We start from the raw sequence: 20,121 nt of genomic DNA on the forward strand, positions 1-20,121 counted from the left end.
AATAAATATAATCCCTAACGTGCACCCTCAACGACCTGCTCAATCACCTCTCTGGCAAACTCATCATATATCGCCCTAAACACACCACCACTTGGTGCTTCGAAACTATTAAGTACGACCCACGCATTAACCAAAGCCCTATACTCAAAGCTTGTTACAATCTCGTTGAATTGATTAATCATGGGGAACCCCGTGACCTTAAGAAACTCGTAGAGCCTCGATAAATCCTCCTCCGTAGCCTCCTTACCACCGAAGTTAATGGCTCTGCCGCTTACGTGCCTCTCACCACCACCTGGCATAACGACCTTACCATAGGCTGCCTTAACCCTCCAGGTACTCGTGTCAGTACTATCAATATTGATGAGTTTAAGTATTGGGTTTATTACTGGTGACCCAAGCCCAAGCACGTGAATGCACATACCGGTTTCCCGCTTTATATGCAGTAAGAACCTTAATGCTGACCTCCGTGAATCCTTAGGCACGCCCTTACTTATTAATACGTAGGGCACCAGGCCACCTATGGCGATACAATCAGGGTTAAAGTCCAGGTACTTAACCAAGTACTTAGTAATTACGTTGGTTCTCCAATGGTAATGAATCACCGGCAATACATTATCGAATCTCTTAGTCAAATACTCATAATTAATTAGTGATCTTCTTAACTTCAGTTCTAAATCATGTTCATCATCAGTGGGGCTTGGCGGATAGTCGAGGTTTAGGAAATACCTAACGTCCCAATACTGGTTGTATACCTCGGCTAAATCCTCGATGTCCGGTATTTTTCCATGTCTCAAAAACTGAAATCCACCGCTGTCCATCCAAACCTCACCATCGTATTGAAGCACATTCTTTATGACATGCTCCCTCCTACCAATTCTGCTCCTCATAATATCAAAGGCATTGACCATGACGGCTGGTACGCGGAAATAAAGCCAGGGCTTAGGTCTCGAATTCGCTGGTGTACCGAGGATTATACGCACAATAGTCGTTCACGAGAGTACAATAAAAGTTTTACCTGACTCTATTATACTCAAATTATATTTGAACTACACTCTAGTAATACTGCTTCTCGGCGTTAACGTCGGTGTTATACCACCGTGCTCAGTCAGCCTATCCCTGACCTTAATCGGCAATGGCATTGACACGGCTAGTCCCGTTACTAAGGCATCATCCTCATTAAGAACCCTAACCTCCCACAGGTCCTCATCCGATATGAACTCAACCACATTCCTCACATACCTAAGATCAACCGGGTTTATTATCCTCTTAAATACCTGCGTCAGGCATTGACTCAATACGTCTTGGTGCACCTTTGATGGTCTCTGGCTAATTATGCATAATCCAACGCCGAATTTACGACCCTCCCTAGCAATCTTTATCAGCGTTGATGTGCTAAGTGATAAACCAACCGACGGTGCATAGTTATGGGCCTCCTCAACAACTATAAAGACCGGCCTATCCCTCCTCATAGTGGATACCCTGAATATGTTATTTAGGATTAAGGCCACGAGGGCCTGCTGATCTATTAAGTCCAATCCACTAAGGTCCAATACGTGGATTCCATACTCCATTAAGTCATTAATATCCAGGAGTCTTATTGGCTCATTACCATAGAACTCGCCAGGTCTCGTTATAAAGAATGGCCTATTCTCCACGAGCATCTTAACCTTAGTTAATAACGTGGATAGGGCTAACTCATTTCCATAACCCTTAACAACCTTACCACCACTCTTCTCTAAATCATTAAGAAACTCATCAAGGCCTGTTAATTCATTATCCATCCCCATGTACTGCCAAGCCTCCTCAAGAATCCTCCTCTGAGCATCGGTAAGCCCGTAATAATGATCTAGCAACCTTCCATTAACCTTAATGATAATGACCTTGGGTTAATACCAAACCTAACATACCTCCTCTCAACACCAAACCGAGCCCTGAAGTACTCGTCAAGGCTAGTCGTATCTACCTTACCCGGCACATACACCCTGACGAGACCAGCCACGTACTTAGCATCATCGCTCAGAACCTTAGGAACCTGCATTGCCGAGTACTCGCCGTGCGGGTCAATGATTATTATGGGTATTTCAGCCCTTAACACCAATTCCTCGACAATGACACCGGCGAGCCAGGACTTACCACCACCCGTGGCAGCCAATATCGCGCAGTGGTGAGACACCAACTTATTGGCGTCCAACTCGGCGGGTATTGATAAAGACCTAATGCTACCAATGACCAGCCTAACACCGTCATTATTCACCCTGAGTAGCTTACCCAATTCGTCCTCGGTTGGTAAATATACGAAGTCCATGGGTTTTGGGGGCTTTAGGGGCTTGGAGAATCGTGTACCAACCCTATAACCAATGATTGATGCCCTGGCAAGCGTTGACTGCGCAATGTATTGAATGTCTATTCCATAGTCCCTAAATGTGTTTATTACGTCCTCACTCCCCAATTGGGCGATGACCCTATCATCAACCAAGTAATTATGCCTAATAACCCTGGTCACCCTTGCCAGTATTTGGCCGTAGGCTCTATTCTCATAATTGTCCAGGGTCACGAATGTACCAACGTTTACCCTATCCTCAACATTATCAAATACCCTAAACCAAAATGCCCTAGGGCTCTGTGCCCTAATTACGACTCCAATCTTCACATTATTAGTTAGGTATTACTAAGCCTTTATTGTTATTAAATAAAATAGGGATGGCAAGTTCAATGTTAAATTAATTGAATAGGGGTTAGCCAATTACTTAGCGTGGATTTTGAAATAAAGTTTTTAATGTCACAATTAATCATTGCCTAATGTGGTAATTAAGGACTACGTACTATTGATGAAGCCCAGGGTCATTTGGCTACTCATACTTGCCGCAATAGCCGGGTACATATTCGCAGCCGCACCAAGCATAAACATTGCCTACATAGGGGAGTTGGCGCTTGTCGGGCTCCTGAGTACGGGTGGATCAGCAGTATTCAACATGTATTATGAGAGGAATATCGATGCCCAGATGAGCAGGACCAGGAATAGGCCAATACCAGCCGGTAGGGTAAGCCCAGAAAATGCATTAATTGAATCGTTAATCCTCTCAATCATTGGTTTTGCCCTATCATACGTATGGCTTGGTTTATTACCAACAATATTCGTAGTACTCGGTTGGTTCTTCTACGCAATCGTGTACACGGTACTCCTGAAGTGCAGGAGTTGGAGTAATATCCTCATTGGAGGTATTGCGGGTAATGCCGCATTACTAACTGGTTGGACCATTGCAAGGCCCCTGGACCTCGAGGCAGTACTGCTATCCATGGCCATATACCTATGGATACCAGCCCACATATGGAGCCTGGTTATCAGGTCCAGGGACGATTACGCGAGAACCTGCATTAAGATGCTACCACTTGAGATGAGTGAAGATGAGGCCATGATGATGGTCGCAATACTCAATGTGGTCTCGAACGCATACATGCTATTCCTCTACATACTCATCCTAAGGAACCTAATTGGGCTAGTCATACTACTTGCAACCGTTGCCTGGAGTAGTTACTACAGCGTTAAGGCGATCATTAAGCCAATAGGGAGGTCTTCTGGCAAATGTTTAAGTCAAGCTCACCCGTGCTAACAGTCTTCCTGCTAATAGGCATGGTACTCTCAATCATCAAGTGATAAACCTAACCAAGTCACTCCTCAACTCCTTAATTAGGCGGCTGTGGCTAAGCCATAGATTACCCGTCAGTAACGAGTTATTAACATAATTAATAGTCTCATCAATATCAGAAAACCTCCTGACATTAACGCCCATGCCATTCCTAACAGCCTCACGGGCTTGCCAAATGCCAACGGGGACTTTATAATCAGGGGTCACCTCCCTAATCGCAATCACCGATGCCTGCCTATTAATCTTATTAAGGTACTCAAGCACACCAAGCCTGATCGCGTAAAATGCACCACCAGTATTTTCTGCATAACCGCTCATGCCATTAACACCCTCATAATCAGTGAATACCCTGGGTGTACTACCATTTCTATTCCACACAGAACCAGGCATCTTCAGCTCTATGAGCTCATAACGCCACGGCCCCGGCATGAGGATTACGAAGTACCTATTACCCATGTACTCCATCTCATGAACCTCCACCTGCCCAATCTCATCATAGTCAACCACCCTACTCCTCAGGTAATCACCGATTATCGAATCAACAGCCGTTATAGACCACCTAGTGGGCACCAACCTCCTAAACCGCGCACTACCCAGTAGCCCAACCGCGAAAATGCGCTGTATCCTAGACACAGGTATTAAACCACGATATAACTCGATGACTGCAGTCCTGGCGTCAACATCATAATCATTAACCAACCTCTCAACAATACCCTCAGCACTCACGTTAGATGTGATCCTCAAATCCCTCAACTCACCAACATTACCAAGCGGTGCATGATAATCATCAGCCAATGCCCTAAGCACGATCTTCCTAAGCCTAACCTCAACATCAACCGAGTTACGCCCAATACTCAACTCCTGAATCCTACCAATAATCGGACTACTAAGCGACCTAACGGATGCCCTGGTCCTGGTGAGTATTACCCTAGACCTAAGCCTAACAACATCCCACTGGGTAAATCCACGCCTAAACCACTCCTCAGGACTATCAAGAACTGCCGCATCACCGCCCAAGCCATCAACCAACGCACCAACATTAATGTATGGGTAATTAATCGAACCAACGAAATTCCCAGGCGGTGATAAGCCACTAAACTCATTCCTCACACTACGCCAAAGCCTGAACTCCCTCCAGAAGTCTGGCGGTAATTCACTAAACCTAACCACTACATACTATGGTAATTCCAGGAAATTTAAATCCATTCGTCATGAATTGAGAAGGGATTAACGAGGGCTAAATTAAGCATTTATTTATATATTAATTAATACAAATCTAAAGCATTATTTTTAAAGCATAAAGATGAGCGCATTAAATGCATCTACTCATCAGTTTATATATTATAGGCAAATGAATAGACCCGGTGATCGGAATGGCGGGTCTATTCATGGACACACTGGACATCTGGTTAATGGTGCTTGGAATAACATTAATAACGGCGGCGTATGGCGTCTTCGTTAATTTCGTTAGGAGACCTAGAATTGTCACTGATGGGTCTAGGGTAGAGGTTGTTGAAAGGGCTCAGGGGGTTGCTGCCTGCATTAATGTGAATAAGTGCCTAAGCCTATTCTTCATCAGCGTTGGCATTTACGCGCTCGCCACGGGCCTCTGGGCCTCAATGACCTGGCCGTTTCCAGGTTCTTATAACTTAGTCTTCTCTGATGCCTGGCCAATATTTGGCTTAGTGACGTTAATGCTTGGTTTAGCCATGTACATAGGCGCTGACCTGAGGTACTTAGCAGTGCCTATTGTGCTGTTTAGTATACCGGTTATTGTTTATGGCGTTGATATATTCGTGCATGGGTTAACCAATGCCCCGCTGTTCGCAAGTGCCATGTACATACTGCTAGGCGTTGCCATGCTAATTAGTCCAGGGGCTATGTTACCGAGGGGCAATGCGAGTAGATATGTAGGTGTCCTAGTAATGATACTGCTCATACTCTCTGGCATTTTAGCATTTTACATAGGTATAAGTGCCACGTTTGAGCACACGCTGATTTGGTCTAAGTGGGTTCCTTGGTATGGTGTGTCAGGCTAATGATTCATTTATCTTTCAATTTCAAATTTAAAAACAATAAGATTTATTTCCTCTTCTCCATAATTCCTCCTGAATGAGGATAAGGGCTGCTGTCTGATGTGTGATGATTGGGAAGAGGGCTGAATATACTAGGTAATTACGCTTGATGGTCTCATACTTAGGTACTTCGGCATTGACAATGGTCTCCTTGGGTAACCCTTAATCTCCTCCTCAATCCTGCCAATTAACTCATCAACGCTTAACTCAATGGGCTTCTGCGAACCTCTGACCCTAACGCTTAGCTTCCCGGTCTTCACTTCCTTATCGCCAATAACCACTATGTATGGCACCCAGAATGTCTCAGCATCCCTAACCCTCTTAGCCAGTGTCTCGTCGAATCTATCATCAATGTCAACCCTAATCATCCTATCCTCAAGTTTCGAGACTACGTCATTGGCGAAGGCCATGTGCTCCTTACTAATTGGTATAATCCTTACCTGTATTGGTGAGACCCACGTTGGTAGTCTCGGCACCTCACCCCTGGACTCAGCTATGGCCGCAGTGTCAAGGAGTGCATATATGTACCTCTCAACACTTCCAATTATTGCCGTGTGTATGATCACTGGGTACCTAATCTCTCCATTCTCATCCCTATATTTAATACCGAACCTTTGGGCATTACCGACATCGAATTGGAACGTGGCTATCTCCCTAGGTCTCCTAAGCTCATCAACAATGTGGAACTCCACGTTCAGGACCCAGTAGTACTTCTGCTCCGGCATTATCCTGACGAGTATTGGCTTGCCCTCACGCCTAGCCAACTCAATTAGGTAGTCTCTGTACTCGTCGTAGAATTGCTTTGTGACGTTGTATAGGCTTACGTAGTCCCTACCCAACTTCCTAATCTCCCTAAATATTATCTCATGGAGCTTGAGGGCTACATCCATGGCGTTCTTAAGGTCCCTCGTGAATATGTGGAGGTCCGGCATGTAGAACCTCCTAAGCCTGAAGCATAGTACCGTCTCGCCAGGCTGTTCGTACCTATAACTATCGGCGACCTCGAGCATGCCGATTGGTATGTCCCTATAGCTCAGCACCCAGTCCTTGATCATTGCGAATTGTTGGAAGCAGGCTGCGTACCTCATTATTAGCTCGTCCTTATCACCCTCTATTGTATACATCCTCTCGTTAAATAACCTAGCATGCTCATCAATGGCCCTCTCACCACGCCTAAACATGTTCGTACCCCTAATCTTAAACACGGGTATACCAAGCTCATTGGCTAACCTCCACGCGTAGTCCTCGACTAACTCCATCATCAACGTGGCCGCTGGTCCATACCTCATGTGCCCCACATCACTCATGGCTCCCACTCAAAGCCGAACTTACGGCAGTAATCAATGTACCTGGGCTCCCTACCACCCTCAAGCTCCCTCTTCAGTACCTCCTTCTCAACCAGTGCCTTTAGGTCATCCTCATTTGGCTTGAATGGATACTTAGTTGCGTCGTACTCCTCACCACTTGGTGTTAGTATTACATAGTAATCCTTACTAACAACCTGTGGTTGGGCTGCCTGCGTAGTAACCATACTTGGACTTAACGTCTTACTAAGCTCTGATAATGGGTGTCCATAGCACTTAATGTCGAATGCCTTGTAATAGCCGAAGGGTGCCCTCGACACTGGTACTGGGGATTTCTCCCTCAGCTTCTCGTAAACAGCCAACAACACGCTCAATGCCTTACTGGGCTTGGCGAGGTTGGGGCTTAGGTGTGCGTACGGGTAGAGGACTATCTGCGATGCCTTGACTCTACTTAATACATCCAGTATTTGCTCAGTCACATAACTCACGTAGTTAGGGTCCTCCGTATCACTCTCCTCAACGCTCATGAAGACAACAAGCGCATTCTTCGCCGAGCCCCTCTCAAGGTCTGGCGTTAATGGTTCTGGGTTCTCCACGGCCTTATCCCTAACCTGGTATGAGAAGTCCTCCGCATGTATGAATAATAATCTCATTAATCTTACGGCAGAAACAACTAATATTAATTTATTTAGGTATTGACGCTTCACCTCCACCTAACCCTGGGCTTAAATAGGGTCTCAATCCTCCTAATCCTATCAACATACGGCTTTAAGTCTTTAAGCATCGTCACAACCTCATCCTCCATGATCCTTGTGAGCCTGTAAATACCGAGCTTAGGCAATACCTTCTTCTCCGGCTCGTAGAGCAGGTCCTCCTCAGGTTCAACCTCGGGTTGGGTATGTGCATTATCTCCGGTTCATAACCAAGCACTTGCTTCGCAGCCCTCCTAACCAGCTCGGCCATTTCATTCAAAGTCTTAACCTCCCTGTAGTGATGCACAGTCCTGAACTCACCAGGTTCTGGCGGGTTCTCTATCAATGCTGCTAATGCCGTTATCGTGTCCTCAAGGGATGTGAACCCCTTCTTCTGTAGGCCGCTGCCGTATATAGTCAGTGGGTGGTTAACCACGGCCTCGGCGCAGAACCTGTTTATTACGGTACCCCACACATCATCAACATCAAACCTAGTGAATAATTCCTCAGAGACTATGTCCTCAGTCCTAGTCCCATAGACGGGGCCCTGGTGGAAGTCAGTTATTGTTAAGCCCCACAATTTATTTGCGTATAGGAGCATGTATGAATCAAACACCTTACTCCAGTGATACCATGAGCCAGCCCACCTGGGCACGACAATCCTATCCCTAACCCCCTGGATAATGGCATCAATAAACGCATCCTCGGGTATCCTAAATGCTGGATAGCCATACTCACCCAGGTACCCATCTTCAGTATGTGGATATCCCTCCTAACCTCCCTTACTGCGTATATCACGTTTAACGTTGACGTGAGATTGTTAATGATTGTGTACTTGGCATGCTCAACATCAATCATGGAGTACGGCGCCGACCTCTGCTCGGCAAAATGCACAATAGTATCGGGCCTATACCTCTCAATAACCTTCCTAACCAGGTCATAATTAGTTGCGTCACCCTCGATAAACTCAATCCTTGCGCCAAAAATTTCCTCAACAGCCCTGATCCTATCCTGCATTGAAAGTATGGGTAAGGCCGAATCAGAACCAACCTCATTCACGGCCTTTCTGGTGTAGAAGTTATCAATGCCGATGACCTCGTGACCCCTCCTAACGAGCCTTAACGCCAACGCCCAACCTAAATACCCATCAATACCAAGTATTAATACCTTCATTACGCCTTCATCCTCGTGCTTATTGAGCCAAGTTAAATGTATTACCTAACAGTTAAAGCCGTAGATTAGGCAGTGCATAACTTTAAAAGGGTAAATATACAATCAAGAATGCAAATATAATGCAAGGCGCAGTACCAGTGCACATTGGTGTTATACGATGGGAATAGGAGGTGGGCTAGGAAGGTTGGGTTGCCGATAACGGAGGCGTATAGGATCGGCTCGGATAAGGTTGAGGAGTTTTTGGAATGGACGCTGGACTTTGGTATAAAAATCGTTACGGTGTACGTATTATCAACCGAGAACTTCCTCAGGAGATCCAAGTTAGAGCTGGACTTGCTATATAGGTTGTTGAAGGAGAAGTTAATTAAGATTAGGAGGGATGAGAGGATCCATAGGAATAGGGTTAGGGTTAGGGTCATAGGGAGAACTTGGTTATTACCTGAGGACGTTCGTAGAGAGATAGAACTAACCGAGGAAACCACCGCAGATTACTCAGATCATTATTTAAACCTGGCGGTTGTTTATGGCGGTAGGCAGGAAATAATCGACGCCGTTAAGAAACTAATTATTGATTACAACAGCGGCAAATTAAGCATTAGCGATCTCAATGAGGAGTTACTATTTAAATATCTCTATGTTGGTGACGAGCCCTACCCCGAACCTGACCTAATAATTAGAACCGGCGGGGAGCATAGGATAAGTAATTTCCTACTCTATGAAACCGCCTACTCCGAATTATATATATTAAATAAGTACTGGCCGGAAATATCTAAAGAAGACCTTAAGCAGGCACTTGATGACTACGCAAGGAGGGAGAGAAGGTTCGGTAGGTAGCGTCCTCATTTTAGTAGTGAGAGGACGTTTACGATGGGGATAGCGCCATCCCTAGTTATTATGAATGTATCCTCAACCTGGGCAACAAGGCCCTTACCATGTTCTATCAGCACTGGGTAACCATAGATGTAGTCCTTCATGTACAACTCACTTACCACATTACCAACCCCCTCGCCGAACTTCGTGACGAGCCACCTGGGCGTAAATGGCAATGGGCCAATCTCACTGCTTATGTATGAAAGCACTTCGTAGTGAGGATCCTTGGGGCTTGGGTTCTTAAATAGGTGGTAAATCGTGACTTGCGGTCCATCATCAACATAGCCTGCACCATTCGTCGAGAATGGCTCAACAGCGTACACCTCACCCTCAATTATCTTCTGCCTATCACCATTGTCATAATTAGGTACTGACTTACCTGCATGGAGCACGTACCTCCTTATCAAATGCCCACTCAGGTTCTTAATTGGCTTGAACCCAAAGGACCTTATGGCCCTCTCTATCTGGGCGCCAACTGATGTTAACGTGATCCCTGGCTTCATGCTTAATTGTGCTGCCTCCAGCGCCTTTATCGATGCCTTAATTAATTGGTTATACATTGGGTTGAACGTAACCGTGACGGCAGTATCCACTATATATCCATCAATATGCGCGCCAAGGTCTATCTTAACCACGGCACCCTTAGGTATTACGGACTTATCACCTATGGTGGCGGTGTAATGAGCTGCGATCTCATTCACACTTACATTAACGGGGAATGCAGGCTTTGCACCATTCTGCCTAATCCTACTCTCAACCTTCTCACATAACTCGAGTATTGGTATACCAGGTTCCACTATTGACATTGCGTAATTAAGGGCGTCCCTGGCAATGGCGCCTAATCTCTCATAGATTTTCAATAGGTCCGTGGACACGTAGTATGACGCATTGACTTCTTTAAATAGCCTAGCCCCTTTGATAATTGATTTTGCCAAGAGAAACTATTTTAATCCGGCTTTAATCATGAGTACTTGGTGTCGTAATGGGAGCCTTAACCATTGTGGCTAAATACCTAATAGTGGCTAACGTGGAGGTTCAGGGAACGGTGGAGAAGTACGACATAATAGGCGCCCTATTCAGCCAAACAGAGGGACTATTGGGTAATGAACTCGACCTTAGGGAACTTCAAATGAATGGTAGGATCGGCAGGATCGAGGTTGAGACTGAGTATAAGGGCGATAAGACCGTTGGTAAGGTTTACATACCATCTAACCTGGATAGGTATGAGACCGCCCTCGTAGCAGCAATGATAGAGACCGTGGATAAGGTGGGGCCGTATAACGCAAAGGTGCAGGTTGTCGAGATCAAGGACCTCAGGGAGGAGAAGAGGAAGAAGATCTTCGACAGGGCGAGGGAGTTACTCAAGCTTGTTGAGCATGAGCGCTGCCAGACACTAAGGAGTTGATTACGAAATTCATGGAGAGCATTAGGGAGACCGAGGTCATTGAGTACGGGCCTGAGAAACTACCTGCTGGGCCTGAGGTTGATACTGCGGATACGATAATAATCGTTGAGGGTAGGGCTGATGTGCTTAACCTTGTTAAGCATGGCTTTAAGAACGTGATAGGCCTAGGCGGCTCAAGCGGTGGTGTTCCTAAGACGGTTATTGAGTTGAGTAAGAAGAAGACGACAATCGCTTTCGTGGATGGGGATAGGGGTGGCGAGATGCTGCTTAAGGAGTTACTTAAGTATGCGGACATTGATTACATAGCCAGGGCACCGCCCGGTAAGGAGGTTGAGCAATTAACGGCTAAGGAGATAACGAAGGCTCTCAGGAATAAGATACCCGCTGAGGAATACCTGGCAAGCCTTGAGAAGAGGGAGAGAAAGATGATTGAGGAGGCAAGACAGGCACAGGCTCAACAGGAGATACCGCAGGCGCAAGCCATAGAGGTGCCAATACAGGAATCACCGCAGCAAGCCGAGAAGGTTCAGGTAATGCCACAACCACAGCCAGTGCAGCCGACCTCAACAACCGTGCAAGCGCAAGCAACACCCCAACAAGCGCTCCAGTCTCAACAACCAAGCCCAGAATTACCCCAATTACCACCTAACGTTATTGATGAGATGAAGAAGCTCGGTGGAACCCTGGAGGCCATAATATATGACGATCACTGGACCGAGATAAAGAGAATACCCGTGAGGGACCTCGTCGACACACTACAGCAATTGCCCAATGCATATGCCGTTATATTTGACGGCGTTTGCACACAGCGCCTTGTGGATGTCGCATCGGGTAAGGGCGTTAAGTTATTGATAATGTCGAGGGTCGGCAACATAACGAAGGTTCCCACAGATATGCTGATAATGACTATTGACGAGTACCTAAGCAAAGCTGGGGCAGGCGCAGGTAAGTGATTTAATAAAACAAACATAGTTATTTAACAATTAATTTTAATTACGAAAAATAATCGAGTATTGACTTACCTGCCTTACCCTGCATAAGCTGCGACTCCTTAACCCCCAAAACCTCCAGTATCCTCATTGCGGCGGGGACTACCTGCTTCTCGACATAGTAATCAACATCGATCTCCCTAATATCCTTAACAAGTATGTATGGCTTCACCTTATAGGCGAGCTTGGCACCACCACCCTTAACAATGACGTAACCAATCATGTCACCCTTACCAACCTTATAACCAGCCTCAACCAACTGCTTAGCCGCAGCAACGTGAGGCGTTAATACCTTGTACTCATTCAATGATTTATCAAGAGTCTTCCAGATGATCACGTCATCAATGTCGAATTGGTATGCCTTAACCTTATCAATCACGGACTTTACGTAGGAGACCGCCTTACCAACATCGCCCGTTGTCAGGACTATCTCGGCTACGTTCTCCTGAACATCCTTTGCAATCTCGGCCCAATCACCCCTAACAGCCTCGAAACCAACAATATCTATCTCGCCGTCAGTCGTTAGGCCAACATACCTCTTCTTAGCCTCTGTAAACAGGACCCTCTTGTACACCTTATCAACCTTAACCTCAAAACCAAGCTCATTATTAATGTAATCAATCAATGCATTAACCTTATCACTAATGTTCTTAACGAATAAGCTATCAGTATCGCCATAGATAATTGGTAAGCCCAGGGACCTAGCCTTCTCAATAACCGTCTTAAGCAGGTTCCTACCCCACGCCGTAACAGCCTCAGCAACCTCACGCCTATACCACCTAGCCCCAAGCCAACCGCAGTAACCATACATGCATTCGCCATGACCTTAAGCGCCCTCTGTCTCTCATTGAGTAGGACCCAATCTGGGCTATTTTCCGGGTACTTCTTCATCAGCTCCCTAACCCTACGCCTACTCTCGACCAAAATCCTAAGCAGGCCTGGATAAAGTCCTTCAGGTGACTTCCTGAATTTGTAATTAACCTCAGGAGCCACATAGCAATCATTGCAATCACTAAGTACTAGCGTATCTGGCGACACGTTATACTTCATCATGATGCTTGGGTACATGCTCGAGAAGTCTATTACGGCTATGTCCTCATGAAGCCCAGGCCTTGGCTCAAGAACCACGGCACCCTTGTAAGTCTCGTAGGGTCTCTCCTCACGGTTAGGCGCCAACTCACCTCTCTTAACTGCCTCGTAGAATATCATCCACTCAACCCTAGCACCAACGCTGGCAGCGCCGACCTGGTCGAGTGGTAGTCCTGATATTGAGGATAATTGAATGGCAAAGGGCAATAGCTTCTCTGCTAAACCGTAGGTACTGACCACATCGTCTCTGGCATACTTAAGCAGTAGCTCACGCTTACCCTTATCATCCCAATACTCATATATCCTATGACCAGGTATGAGGACCCTCTCGCTCCTCTTCATGATCCCGAAGAACTCGGCCGCCCTATCCAGGCTCTTCACCTTTATCTCGCTCATTTCCTCAATGAAGTTGAAAAGGTCAACATTTGCCCTGCCAATTATTGACCAATGACCATAAACACTCTGCTCAGGTGGATTACCCATCCTGGACAGGGCCAGCCTAATGCCAATCCTTGACGACCTATTGACCAGGTATGGCCAGTCAAAGCCATTATTGTTATACCCAACCACGATGTCCGGATCGTACTTCCTGAAGTAATCCATGAACTCCCTAATCACCTTGGCATCATTCTTACTGTCATCGGCCACAAACATCTTAACACCATCCTCCTTAGTAATCGTTGATATTATTATGACAGGGTCCCTATCAGGGTTCGGCATGCCCCTTGGGTTATAAACCTCGATATCGAAGGCAAGAACCTGAAGTTCGGCAGTTTATGCTCCTCGATCATCCTGGGCCTAGTCTTGGCAAGACAGACAAGGTCGACTTGGTAATTACCCTTAACCTCCTCACACTGATCAACAACAACCCAATTACTCGGCTTAACACCCATATCCAGTAAGTACCTCTGCGAAAACCTAATGTCGGCCTCAAGCACATCCTCAACACCAGGAACCTCAACTGCTAACTCCCTAAGCTCCCTGACTTTCTCGGGTATTGTTGCCGTTACCTTAATGGCATCAACCTCATTACCAAACAACCTACGCCTAACAACCTCCACATTCAATATCCTACCCTCCAACTTACGCTTAACATTATTAAATACGGTATTGACATCGCCCGATGATAATACATAGAAGTATGGTCGAAACGACCTATCCAAAACGAGGACTCTCCTACCATCATCTGTAATACCAAATAACCTTAGCTCCGGCGTACTTCCAACAACACCGTACGTAACATCCAGCAGCCAAAATGCTAATTCCATTACTAGATTAGGTAAGGGAGCAAGTAGTTAAACTTACTCTTCTTAGCCTTTTAACGATGATTTTATTTTAACTTCCTACCTTAAATGGGTAGTCTCGGGTCTTCCTTAATGACCTTAGCCACTATTAAGGTCGACGTCCTCTCAACCTCCTCCATATTCATTATCTGCTCAAGAATCCTCAGAATCTCATCCTTACCACTAGCCCTAACCTGAAGCACGAAGTCCCACTCACCAAATATGTAGTATACCGTGGTCACACCACCAATACTCGCCAACTTCTGACCAACCTTCTCGTGATAGCCAGGCCCGTACTTAGCCTTAACGAGTATCACAGCCACGTAGTCCTTACCCATCTTCTCAGGACTCAACTTGGCATGACAGCCAAGTATTATGCCAAGCCTCTCAAGCTTCTTAATCCTATAGTAAACAGTTGATTTCGATATCTTTAACTTATTAGCCATTTCATCAAGTGTTATCCTACAATCATCCTGCAACATCTTTAAAATCTCAATATCAGTCTGGTCTATCTCCTCAGTTATTGACATCAATGGAGTAGCCACTGAGCTTATTTAAAAAAACATTCGCTTGTTATAAAATATTCATGTTATGCCTAATTATTTTACATAATTATCTCCCTAATACACATAACCCAAAATCAATTAATCATTACCATGTTCATAAAGACTCAAATAATTCATGCACACTTAAGCCCTGAAAAGATATGAATACAATAGGGCATTTAATGAATTAAGCAAAGAAAATGTTTTTATATTGGTTATCAACGACTGTTCAGCAAAGAAATCCCTTTTTGGTGATGTAATATGTCAAGTAGGCAAACCCCCGGATTAAGTAAGGACGAGACAGATGAGAGGATAAAGCAGGCACTATATTACCTAACCAGGGTTGTCCAGGACATGGGCATTCCCAGGAACATCAGGAGAGCCGCCAGCGAGGCTGTTAGGGTATTGATGGACCCAAACATGAGCCCAGGACTTAAGGCTTCAACTGTTATTAGCATACTTGATGAAGCGCTGGCAGACCCAAACATGCCACTTTTTTAGTAGGGTTATTTTCTGGCAAGTGATCAGTTTGCTTGAGCAGATTAAGGACTCAGTATGATTTTACGCCAAATCACTAAGTAAATCCCTTATTAACCCCTTACCATAAAGTGTCTCAATCATTAACCTTGCATTGGCTATGAACTCCTTAGCCCTATTATATTCCTCCCTCCAACTAAGGGACTTCCTAGCAACCCCCTGCTCGGCTGCCTTAACGGCAACTGCAGCCGCAACCCTTGGGTAGAAGTCCCACTCCTCCATTGTCGGTAGTATCTTATCCTCACTCAACTTATCACCGACGAAATTCGCTATTTCCTGGGCAGCGGCTATCACCATCTCATCAGTTATCGTCCTAACCCTAGCATCCAACGCACCCCTGAAGACCCCTGGAAACACCAATGAGTTATTAACCTGGTTCGGGAAGTCACTCCTACCGGTAGCCACAACCCTAGCACCTGCCTCCTTAGCCTCCCAGGGCCAAATCTCCGGTATTGGGTTTGCCAGGGCAAAGACTATTGGTCCTTATTCATTTGCCTAATCCACTCCTTCTTAATCACGCCTGGTCCCTGTACGGATGCAGCAACAACCGCGTCAATACCCACGAGAGCCTCCTTAATACCACCCTTCCTCCTCTCAGCGTTTGTTTTAATCGCTAATTCGTACTTCCACGGATTAGTGAGCATTAGCTTATCCATGTCCTCCCTCTCCGGATGTAATATACCCTTACTATCAACAAGTATTATATTACCTGGCTTGACACCATACTTAATTAGTATCCTGGCAGCGGCTATGTTCGACGCCCCAGCTCCAATTAGGGCTATTGTTGAGTCCTCAAGCTTCTTACCGACGATCTTAAAGGCATTTATTAAGCCGGCAAGTATTGCACCGGCTGTTCCCTGCTGGTCATCATGCCAAACGGCTATTTTCAACTCCCCCCTCAACTTATCAAGCACATAGAAGCACTTGGGTGATTCAATATCCTCAAGGTTTATACCACCGAAGGCAGGTTCTATGGCCTTAGCCACATTAACAATGTCATCCTGCGTCTTAGCCCTTATGGGTAGTGGTACAGCGTCAACACCGCCAAGGTACTTGAACAAGAGGGATTTGCCCTCCATCACAGGCATTGCCGCCTCCGGGCCAATATTACCAAGTCCAAGTACCCTACTACCGTCAGTGAGGACTGCGATTGCGTTCCACCTCCACGTATACTCAAATGACCTATCAACATCTGCATTTATCTCCTTAGAAACAGCTGCAACGCCCGGCGTGTACCATATTGAGAAATCCTGTAGGCTCCTAACCGGTACCTTGGTAATACCATTATTTTTCCTCCATACCTCCTTGAAGCCTCAATTGCAATCTTAAACCACTTACTTGATTCCTCACCCATCACGTAGCCTTAAACCTAAAGGATTTATATTAATTTCTGAAGATGAATTCGGCAATCGACCAATATAGAAGTTACATGAAGAATATTTAACTGAATAATGACCTACCCCTAATCACCATCCCCAGCCTTAATAATGTGAATGCTCTCCCTCGGTATGATGAGTAGAACCTTATCACCAGGTTTAAAGGCCGTGGTTGATAACGCCATTAACGTTAAGCCATTACCCACTGTAACCAATAATTGATAACCAACCCTACTCCTAATGACCTCACTAACTACGCCCTCAAGCACATTCCGCCCCGTAACAACATCATTATGGGCCATAACCCTAATCCACTCAGGCCTAATACAAACATAGACCTCACCACTGACATCATCATTAATACCCAACTCAACCTCCCCATTAAGCATGACGCGGTTATTCTCGGCAAAACCTCTTATAACATTCTGAAAGCCAAGGAACCTGGCTGTAAAGACCCTGCTCGGCTTATTAAATACCTGCTCAGGGCCTCCCTCCTCGATTATCCTACCTTTATTCATGATATATATCCTATCAGCCAATGCATAAGCCTCATCCCAGTCATGGGTTACGTGAATTACGATAGTGCCATACTTCCTAGGCACCTCCTTAAGCATTAATATTATTCTATCCCTAGTCTCCCTATCAAGCATCGAGAGAGGCTCATCCAGTAACAACACCTTGGGCCTCACGATCAATGCCCTAGCCAACGCAACCCTCTGCTGCTCACCACCACTGAGGTTTACAGCCCTCCTATTGAGTAAATAATCAATACCCAGGTCCCTGGCAATCTCAAGAACAAGCCTACGCCTCTCCTGCCTCGGGACACCCCTAAACCTGAGCCCATACTCAATATTCTCATAAACCGTCATGTGCTCGAAAATTGCGTAACCCTGGGGTACATAGGATACGTTACGAGTCTCAGGGGGTTCCTGTGTTACGTCGATACCATCAATCATGATACTACCCTCGCTAACCCTGTAAATACCTGCAATGGCCTTAAGCAACGTGCTTTTACCCGAACCAGTGGGCCCAAGTATTACGTTATAGGTCTCATGCCTGAACACCGTGTTTATTGGGCCCAGGGTAAAGTACCTAAGCCGCACAGTTACACTACTTAACTCAACCATACCAGGCATGACCACCACCCAGGCTTACCAGGATCCTATAGACTATGAATATCACGAGCATCACTGCCACGAGCGCCGCCGAGAACTCCACAGCATTCACGAGGCCAATCCCAACATAACTCTCGTAGATATACACGGAGGCTGGGTAAACCAGGTTCTTACCAAATAGGACATAATAGGCGACTATGAATAAAGCCCCTGCCTCGGAGACGGACCTTGCCCACGAGAGTATGGCGCCGGTTGCCATCGATCTCCAAATCTTAGGGAATATGATGGACGTGAAGACCCTGAGCGGGCTGGCGCCTAGCGTCCTTGCCACGGCCTCCATTTCGGGCTTATCATCCTGATTGATGCCTCAACAACCCTGATGTAGTATGTCGATGATAGGAAGGCCACGGCTGTCGTGGCGCCCCAAAGCGTGTTTATGAAGTTTATGCCATGGGCCTTTAGGATGGGGCCTAAGCCGTAGTATGATGCGAAGGCTAGCACGATCATTATACCGACTATTATGTGGGGTATCATTATTGGAATGTCTATCACGGCATCAACAACACTCTTTAGGTGGAATTCGTACCTAGCCATCACGTAGGCAATGGGCGTCCCCATTACGATGGCTATTACTGCGGATAACGCGGACATGACCACCGTAACCTCAATCGCCTGTAGGAAGCTGATCACCGACAGGGCCTTCGGTATCATTGGGAAGCCGAGCACTATGAGTAGGCTAGTGGGTATATTATGAGGATTAAGAATATGAAGATTGAGATTAGTAGGATTAGGATTATGGGTATGTTTAATTTTAATGAGCTCATGCGTTTAATTCCCCTAGCCCTGGCTTGGGAATATTGAGGCATACTGCGGGTACTGGCTTAGTGGTGCGACAAAGGGTTTAATTGCATTAGGCACAGCGCTGTAATTGCCATAAACAATGCCGGGTACTATCGGCTGTATTCCATTCTCCTCAAGAATCTTCTGACCAATAGGGCTGTAGAGCAGCAGTAGGAAGTACTCGGCGGCCTGCTTATTCGGTGCCTGGAATGGTATGGTTATCGTGTAAACCACTGGGTTGCATACGAAGGTCTTCGTCACACCATTCTCAGTCCATGTGACACTGACCTGGTGGTAGTAGTTAACGTAGCTTAGATTACCGAGGTTTATGAACGGTGGTAACGTTATGAAGACGGTATTGTGGTAAGTCTGTGTTTGCGGTATTGCATTGCTCTCGTAGGCCGATAGTATGAAGTCCACCTGCCCAGAGGTCATCAGTGTTAGTAGGTCTATCTCCGTGTTCCTCATCACGTACTTACTTGGGTTCCCATAAATTGCGTCGTATAGGTATGAGGCGTTGTTGAAGAAGGCGAGGCCGGCTAGCTTAACGACGCACTGGGCCTGGTAGCCAGAGGGGTCTGTGAATGGGTTTGAGACACCAACCACAGTGCTTGAGTTCAGGGCTATTATCTGCCAAATCTTCTGCCAGGTCTCGTTGTACTGAGCTGACATTGGTGGGTATGCCTGCGCCTGCTTCCAGAGCTGGTAAACCTCCTGGCCTGCCGTGGTGTTTAGGTTGACGATTATAACCATTTGTGTGATACCGAAGGCTATTTCGTAATTAGTATAATTGGGGAATAACACGGAGGGTATTGTCGTGGTGTCTGCCGAGGCTACAATACTGAACTGCTGTGTGGTTGCCTCAGTATGGGCAACCTCACCACTGCCCTTGAACATGGCTGGGGCTATCGTGATGTTTGGGTACATGCTCTGCATTACCTGGAGTATGTCATTAAAGGCGAACTTTAGTGTACCAGCAGCGCCAACGGCGAAGGTTGCATTAACGTATTTAGTAACCGTCTTGGTAATAACCTTAGGCGGCGCAACTGCATAGCCTATCACAACACCAACCACAAGACCCACTATTAATCCAGCGATTAACCAAACCGTAGTGCTTGCCATACGAATTAGTTATTTCCACGTCTTATTTAAGTTTTATCAATTATCTGATAATTGATAAT

At 46.0% G+C, this 20,121-nt stretch carries 13 protein-coding genes and 6 pseudogenes; 5 read left to right on the plus strand and 14 right to left on the minus strand.

Annotated elements, in window-relative coordinates; genetic code table 11:
- Positions 1 to 14: 14 nt before the first annotated feature.
- The 3 genes from JCM14467_RS01470 to JCM14467_RS14870 all read right to left on the minus strand — a co-directional run bounded on the left by JCM14467_RS01470 (position 15) and on the right by JCM14467_RS14870 (position 2,650).
- Positions 15 to 980, minus strand: coding sequence for a hypothetical protein (locus tag JCM14467_RS01470; protein WP_054848867.1), 966 nt, complete (start codon positions 978 to 980; stop codon positions 15 to 17).
- Positions 981 to 1,046: 66 nt separating this feature from the next.
- A complete protein-coding gene (locus tag JCM14467_RS14865) occupies positions 1,047 to 1,853 on the minus strand; it encodes an ATP-binding protein (protein ID WP_252900368.1) in 807 nt (268 codons plus the stop codon).
- Positions 1,847 to 2,650, minus strand: coding sequence for an ATP-binding protein (locus JCM14467_RS14870; RefSeq protein WP_252900369.1), 804 nt, complete (start codon positions 2,648 to 2,650; stop codon positions 1,847 to 1,849). The genes JCM14467_RS14865 and JCM14467_RS14870 overlap by 7 nt, the downstream gene beginning before the upstream one ends.
- A gap of 157 nt (positions 2,651 to 2,807) precedes the next feature.
- Here JCM14467_RS14870 and cyoE point away from each other — a divergent pair.
- Positions 2,808 to 3,655, plus strand: a pseudogene (cyoE, locus tag JCM14467_RS01480) (heme o synthase).
- Here cyoE and JCM14467_RS01485 read toward each other — a convergent pair.
- Positions 3,648 to 4,817, minus strand: a complete 1,170-nt coding sequence (locus JCM14467_RS01485) for an Nre family DNA repair protein (protein WP_054848868.1) — start codon at positions 4,815 to 4,817, stop codon at positions 3,648 to 3,650. The pseudogene cyoE and the gene JCM14467_RS01485 sit on opposite strands and share 8 nt — an antisense overlap.
- A gap of 203 nt (positions 4,818 to 5,020) precedes the next feature.
- Between JCM14467_RS01485 and JCM14467_RS01490 the strand changes: the two genes are divergently transcribed.
- Positions 5,021 to 5,686 (plus strand): DUF981 family protein, encoded by a 666-nt coding sequence (locus tag JCM14467_RS01490; protein WP_054848869.1) that lies wholly within the window; start codon positions 5,021 to 5,023, stop codon positions 5,684 to 5,686.
- A 128-nt stretch (positions 5,687 to 5,814) separates the two neighbouring features.
- Here JCM14467_RS01490 and JCM14467_RS01495 read toward each other — a convergent pair.
- Together JCM14467_RS01495 and agl3 are read right to left on the minus strand one after the other, a co-directional pair.
- Positions 5,815 to 7,679: pseudogene (locus tag JCM14467_RS01495) on the minus strand (threonine--tRNA ligase).
- Positions 7,680 to 7,729: 50 nt separating this feature from the next.
- Positions 7,730 to 8,891: pseudogene (agl3, locus tag JCM14467_RS19700) on the minus strand (UDP-sulfoquinovose synthase).
- A gap of 147 nt (positions 8,892 to 9,038) precedes the next feature.
- Here agl3 and uppS point away from each other — a divergent pair.
- On the plus strand, positions 9,039 to 9,725 hold the full coding sequence (gene uppS, locus JCM14467_RS01505) for a polyprenyl diphosphate synthase (protein WP_342765426.1): 687 nt from the start codon (positions 9,039 to 9,041) through the stop codon (positions 9,723 to 9,725).
- Between the two features lie 5 nt (positions 9,726 to 9,730).
- On the opposite strand, the gene map is transcribed toward uppS, so the two are convergent.
- Positions 9,731 to 10,636: a type II methionyl aminopeptidase gene (gene map, locus JCM14467_RS01510; RefSeq protein WP_252900372.1), complete on the minus strand. Its 906-nt coding sequence runs from the start codon at positions 10,634 to 10,636 to the stop codon at positions 9,731 to 9,733.
- Between the two features lie 107 nt (positions 10,637 to 10,743).
- Here map and dnaG point away from each other — a divergent pair.
- Positions 10,744 to 12,119, plus strand: a pseudogene (gene dnaG, locus JCM14467_RS01515) (DNA primase DnaG).
- A 40-nt stretch (positions 12,120 to 12,159) separates the two neighbouring features.
- Here the strand turns inward: dnaG and JCM14467_RS01520 are convergent.
- Positions 12,160 to 14,512: pseudogene (locus JCM14467_RS01520) on the minus strand (DNA-directed DNA polymerase).
- A gap of 80 nt (positions 14,513 to 14,592) precedes the next feature.
- Positions 14,593 to 15,072: an Lrp/AsnC family transcriptional regulator gene (locus tag JCM14467_RS01525; protein ID WP_252900374.1), complete on the minus strand. Its 480-nt coding sequence runs from the start codon at positions 15,070 to 15,072 to the stop codon at positions 14,593 to 14,595.
- A 261-nt stretch (positions 15,073 to 15,333) separates the two neighbouring features.
- On the opposite strand from JCM14467_RS01525, the gene JCM14467_RS01530 reads away from it, so the two are divergent.
- On the plus strand, positions 15,334 to 15,573 hold the full coding sequence (locus JCM14467_RS01530) for a UPF0147 family protein (RefSeq protein ID WP_252900375.1): 240 nt from the start codon (positions 15,334 to 15,336) through the stop codon (positions 15,571 to 15,573).
- A gap of 60 nt (positions 15,574 to 15,633) precedes the next feature.
- Here JCM14467_RS01530 and JCM14467_RS01535 read toward each other — a convergent pair.
- The 5 genes and pseudogenes from JCM14467_RS01535 to JCM14467_RS01550 form a co-directional block, all read right to left on the minus strand.
- Positions 15,634 to 16,963: pseudogene (locus tag JCM14467_RS01535) on the minus strand (NAD(P)-dependent malic enzyme).
- 108 nt (positions 16,964 to 17,071) lie between these two features.
- Positions 17,072 to 18,121 carry an ABC transporter ATP-binding protein gene (locus JCM14467_RS01540; protein ID WP_054848870.1) on the minus strand — a complete coding sequence of 350 codons (1,050 nt, stop codon included), beginning with the start codon at positions 18,119 to 18,121 and terminating at the stop codon, positions 17,072 to 17,074.
- Positions 18,105 to 18,431: an ABC transporter permease subunit gene (locus tag JCM14467_RS14890; protein WP_252900376.1), complete on the minus strand. Its 327-nt coding sequence runs from the start codon at positions 18,429 to 18,431 to the stop codon at positions 18,105 to 18,107. The genes JCM14467_RS01540 and JCM14467_RS14890 overlap by 17 nt, the downstream gene beginning before the upstream one ends.
- Entirely contained in the window at positions 18,416 to 18,826 is a 411-nt protein-coding gene (locus tag JCM14467_RS14895) for an ABC transporter permease subunit (RefSeq protein WP_252900377.1), read from the minus strand. Before JCM14467_RS14895 ends, JCM14467_RS14890 begins: the two co-directional genes overlap by 16 nt.
- Positions 18,827 to 18,937: 111 nt before the next feature.
- On the minus strand, positions 18,938 to 20,062 hold the full coding sequence (locus JCM14467_RS01550) for a substrate-binding domain-containing protein (protein WP_054848871.1): 1,125 nt from the start codon (positions 20,060 to 20,062) through the stop codon (positions 18,938 to 18,940).
- Between the last annotated feature and the right edge of the window lie 59 nt (positions 20,063 to 20,121).

The sequence above is a fragment of the Vulcanisaeta sp. JCM 14467 genome (assembly GCF_001316245.1).
Lineage (GTDB): Archaea > Thermoproteota > Thermoprotei > Thermoproteales > Thermocladiaceae > Vulcanisaeta.

Bases quoted from the DNA above. Each gene is read 5' to 3' on its own strand.
- JCM14467_RS01490 (WP_054848869.1), top strand. From the start codon at position 5,021: ATGGCGGGTCTATTCATGGACACACTGGACATCTGGTTAATGGTGCTT.
- JCM14467_RS01530 (WP_252900375.1), top strand. From the start codon at position 15,334: ATGTCAAGTAGGCAAACCCCCGGATTAAGTAAGGACGAGACAGATGAG.
- JCM14467_RS01540 (WP_054848870.1), bottom strand. From the start codon at position 18,121: ATGCCTGGTATGGTTGAGTTAAGTAGTGTAACTGTGCGGCTTAGGTAC.
- JCM14467_RS01550 (WP_054848871.1), bottom strand. From the start codon at position 20,062: ATGGCAAGCACTACGGTTTGGTTAATCGCTGGATTAATAGTGGGTCTT.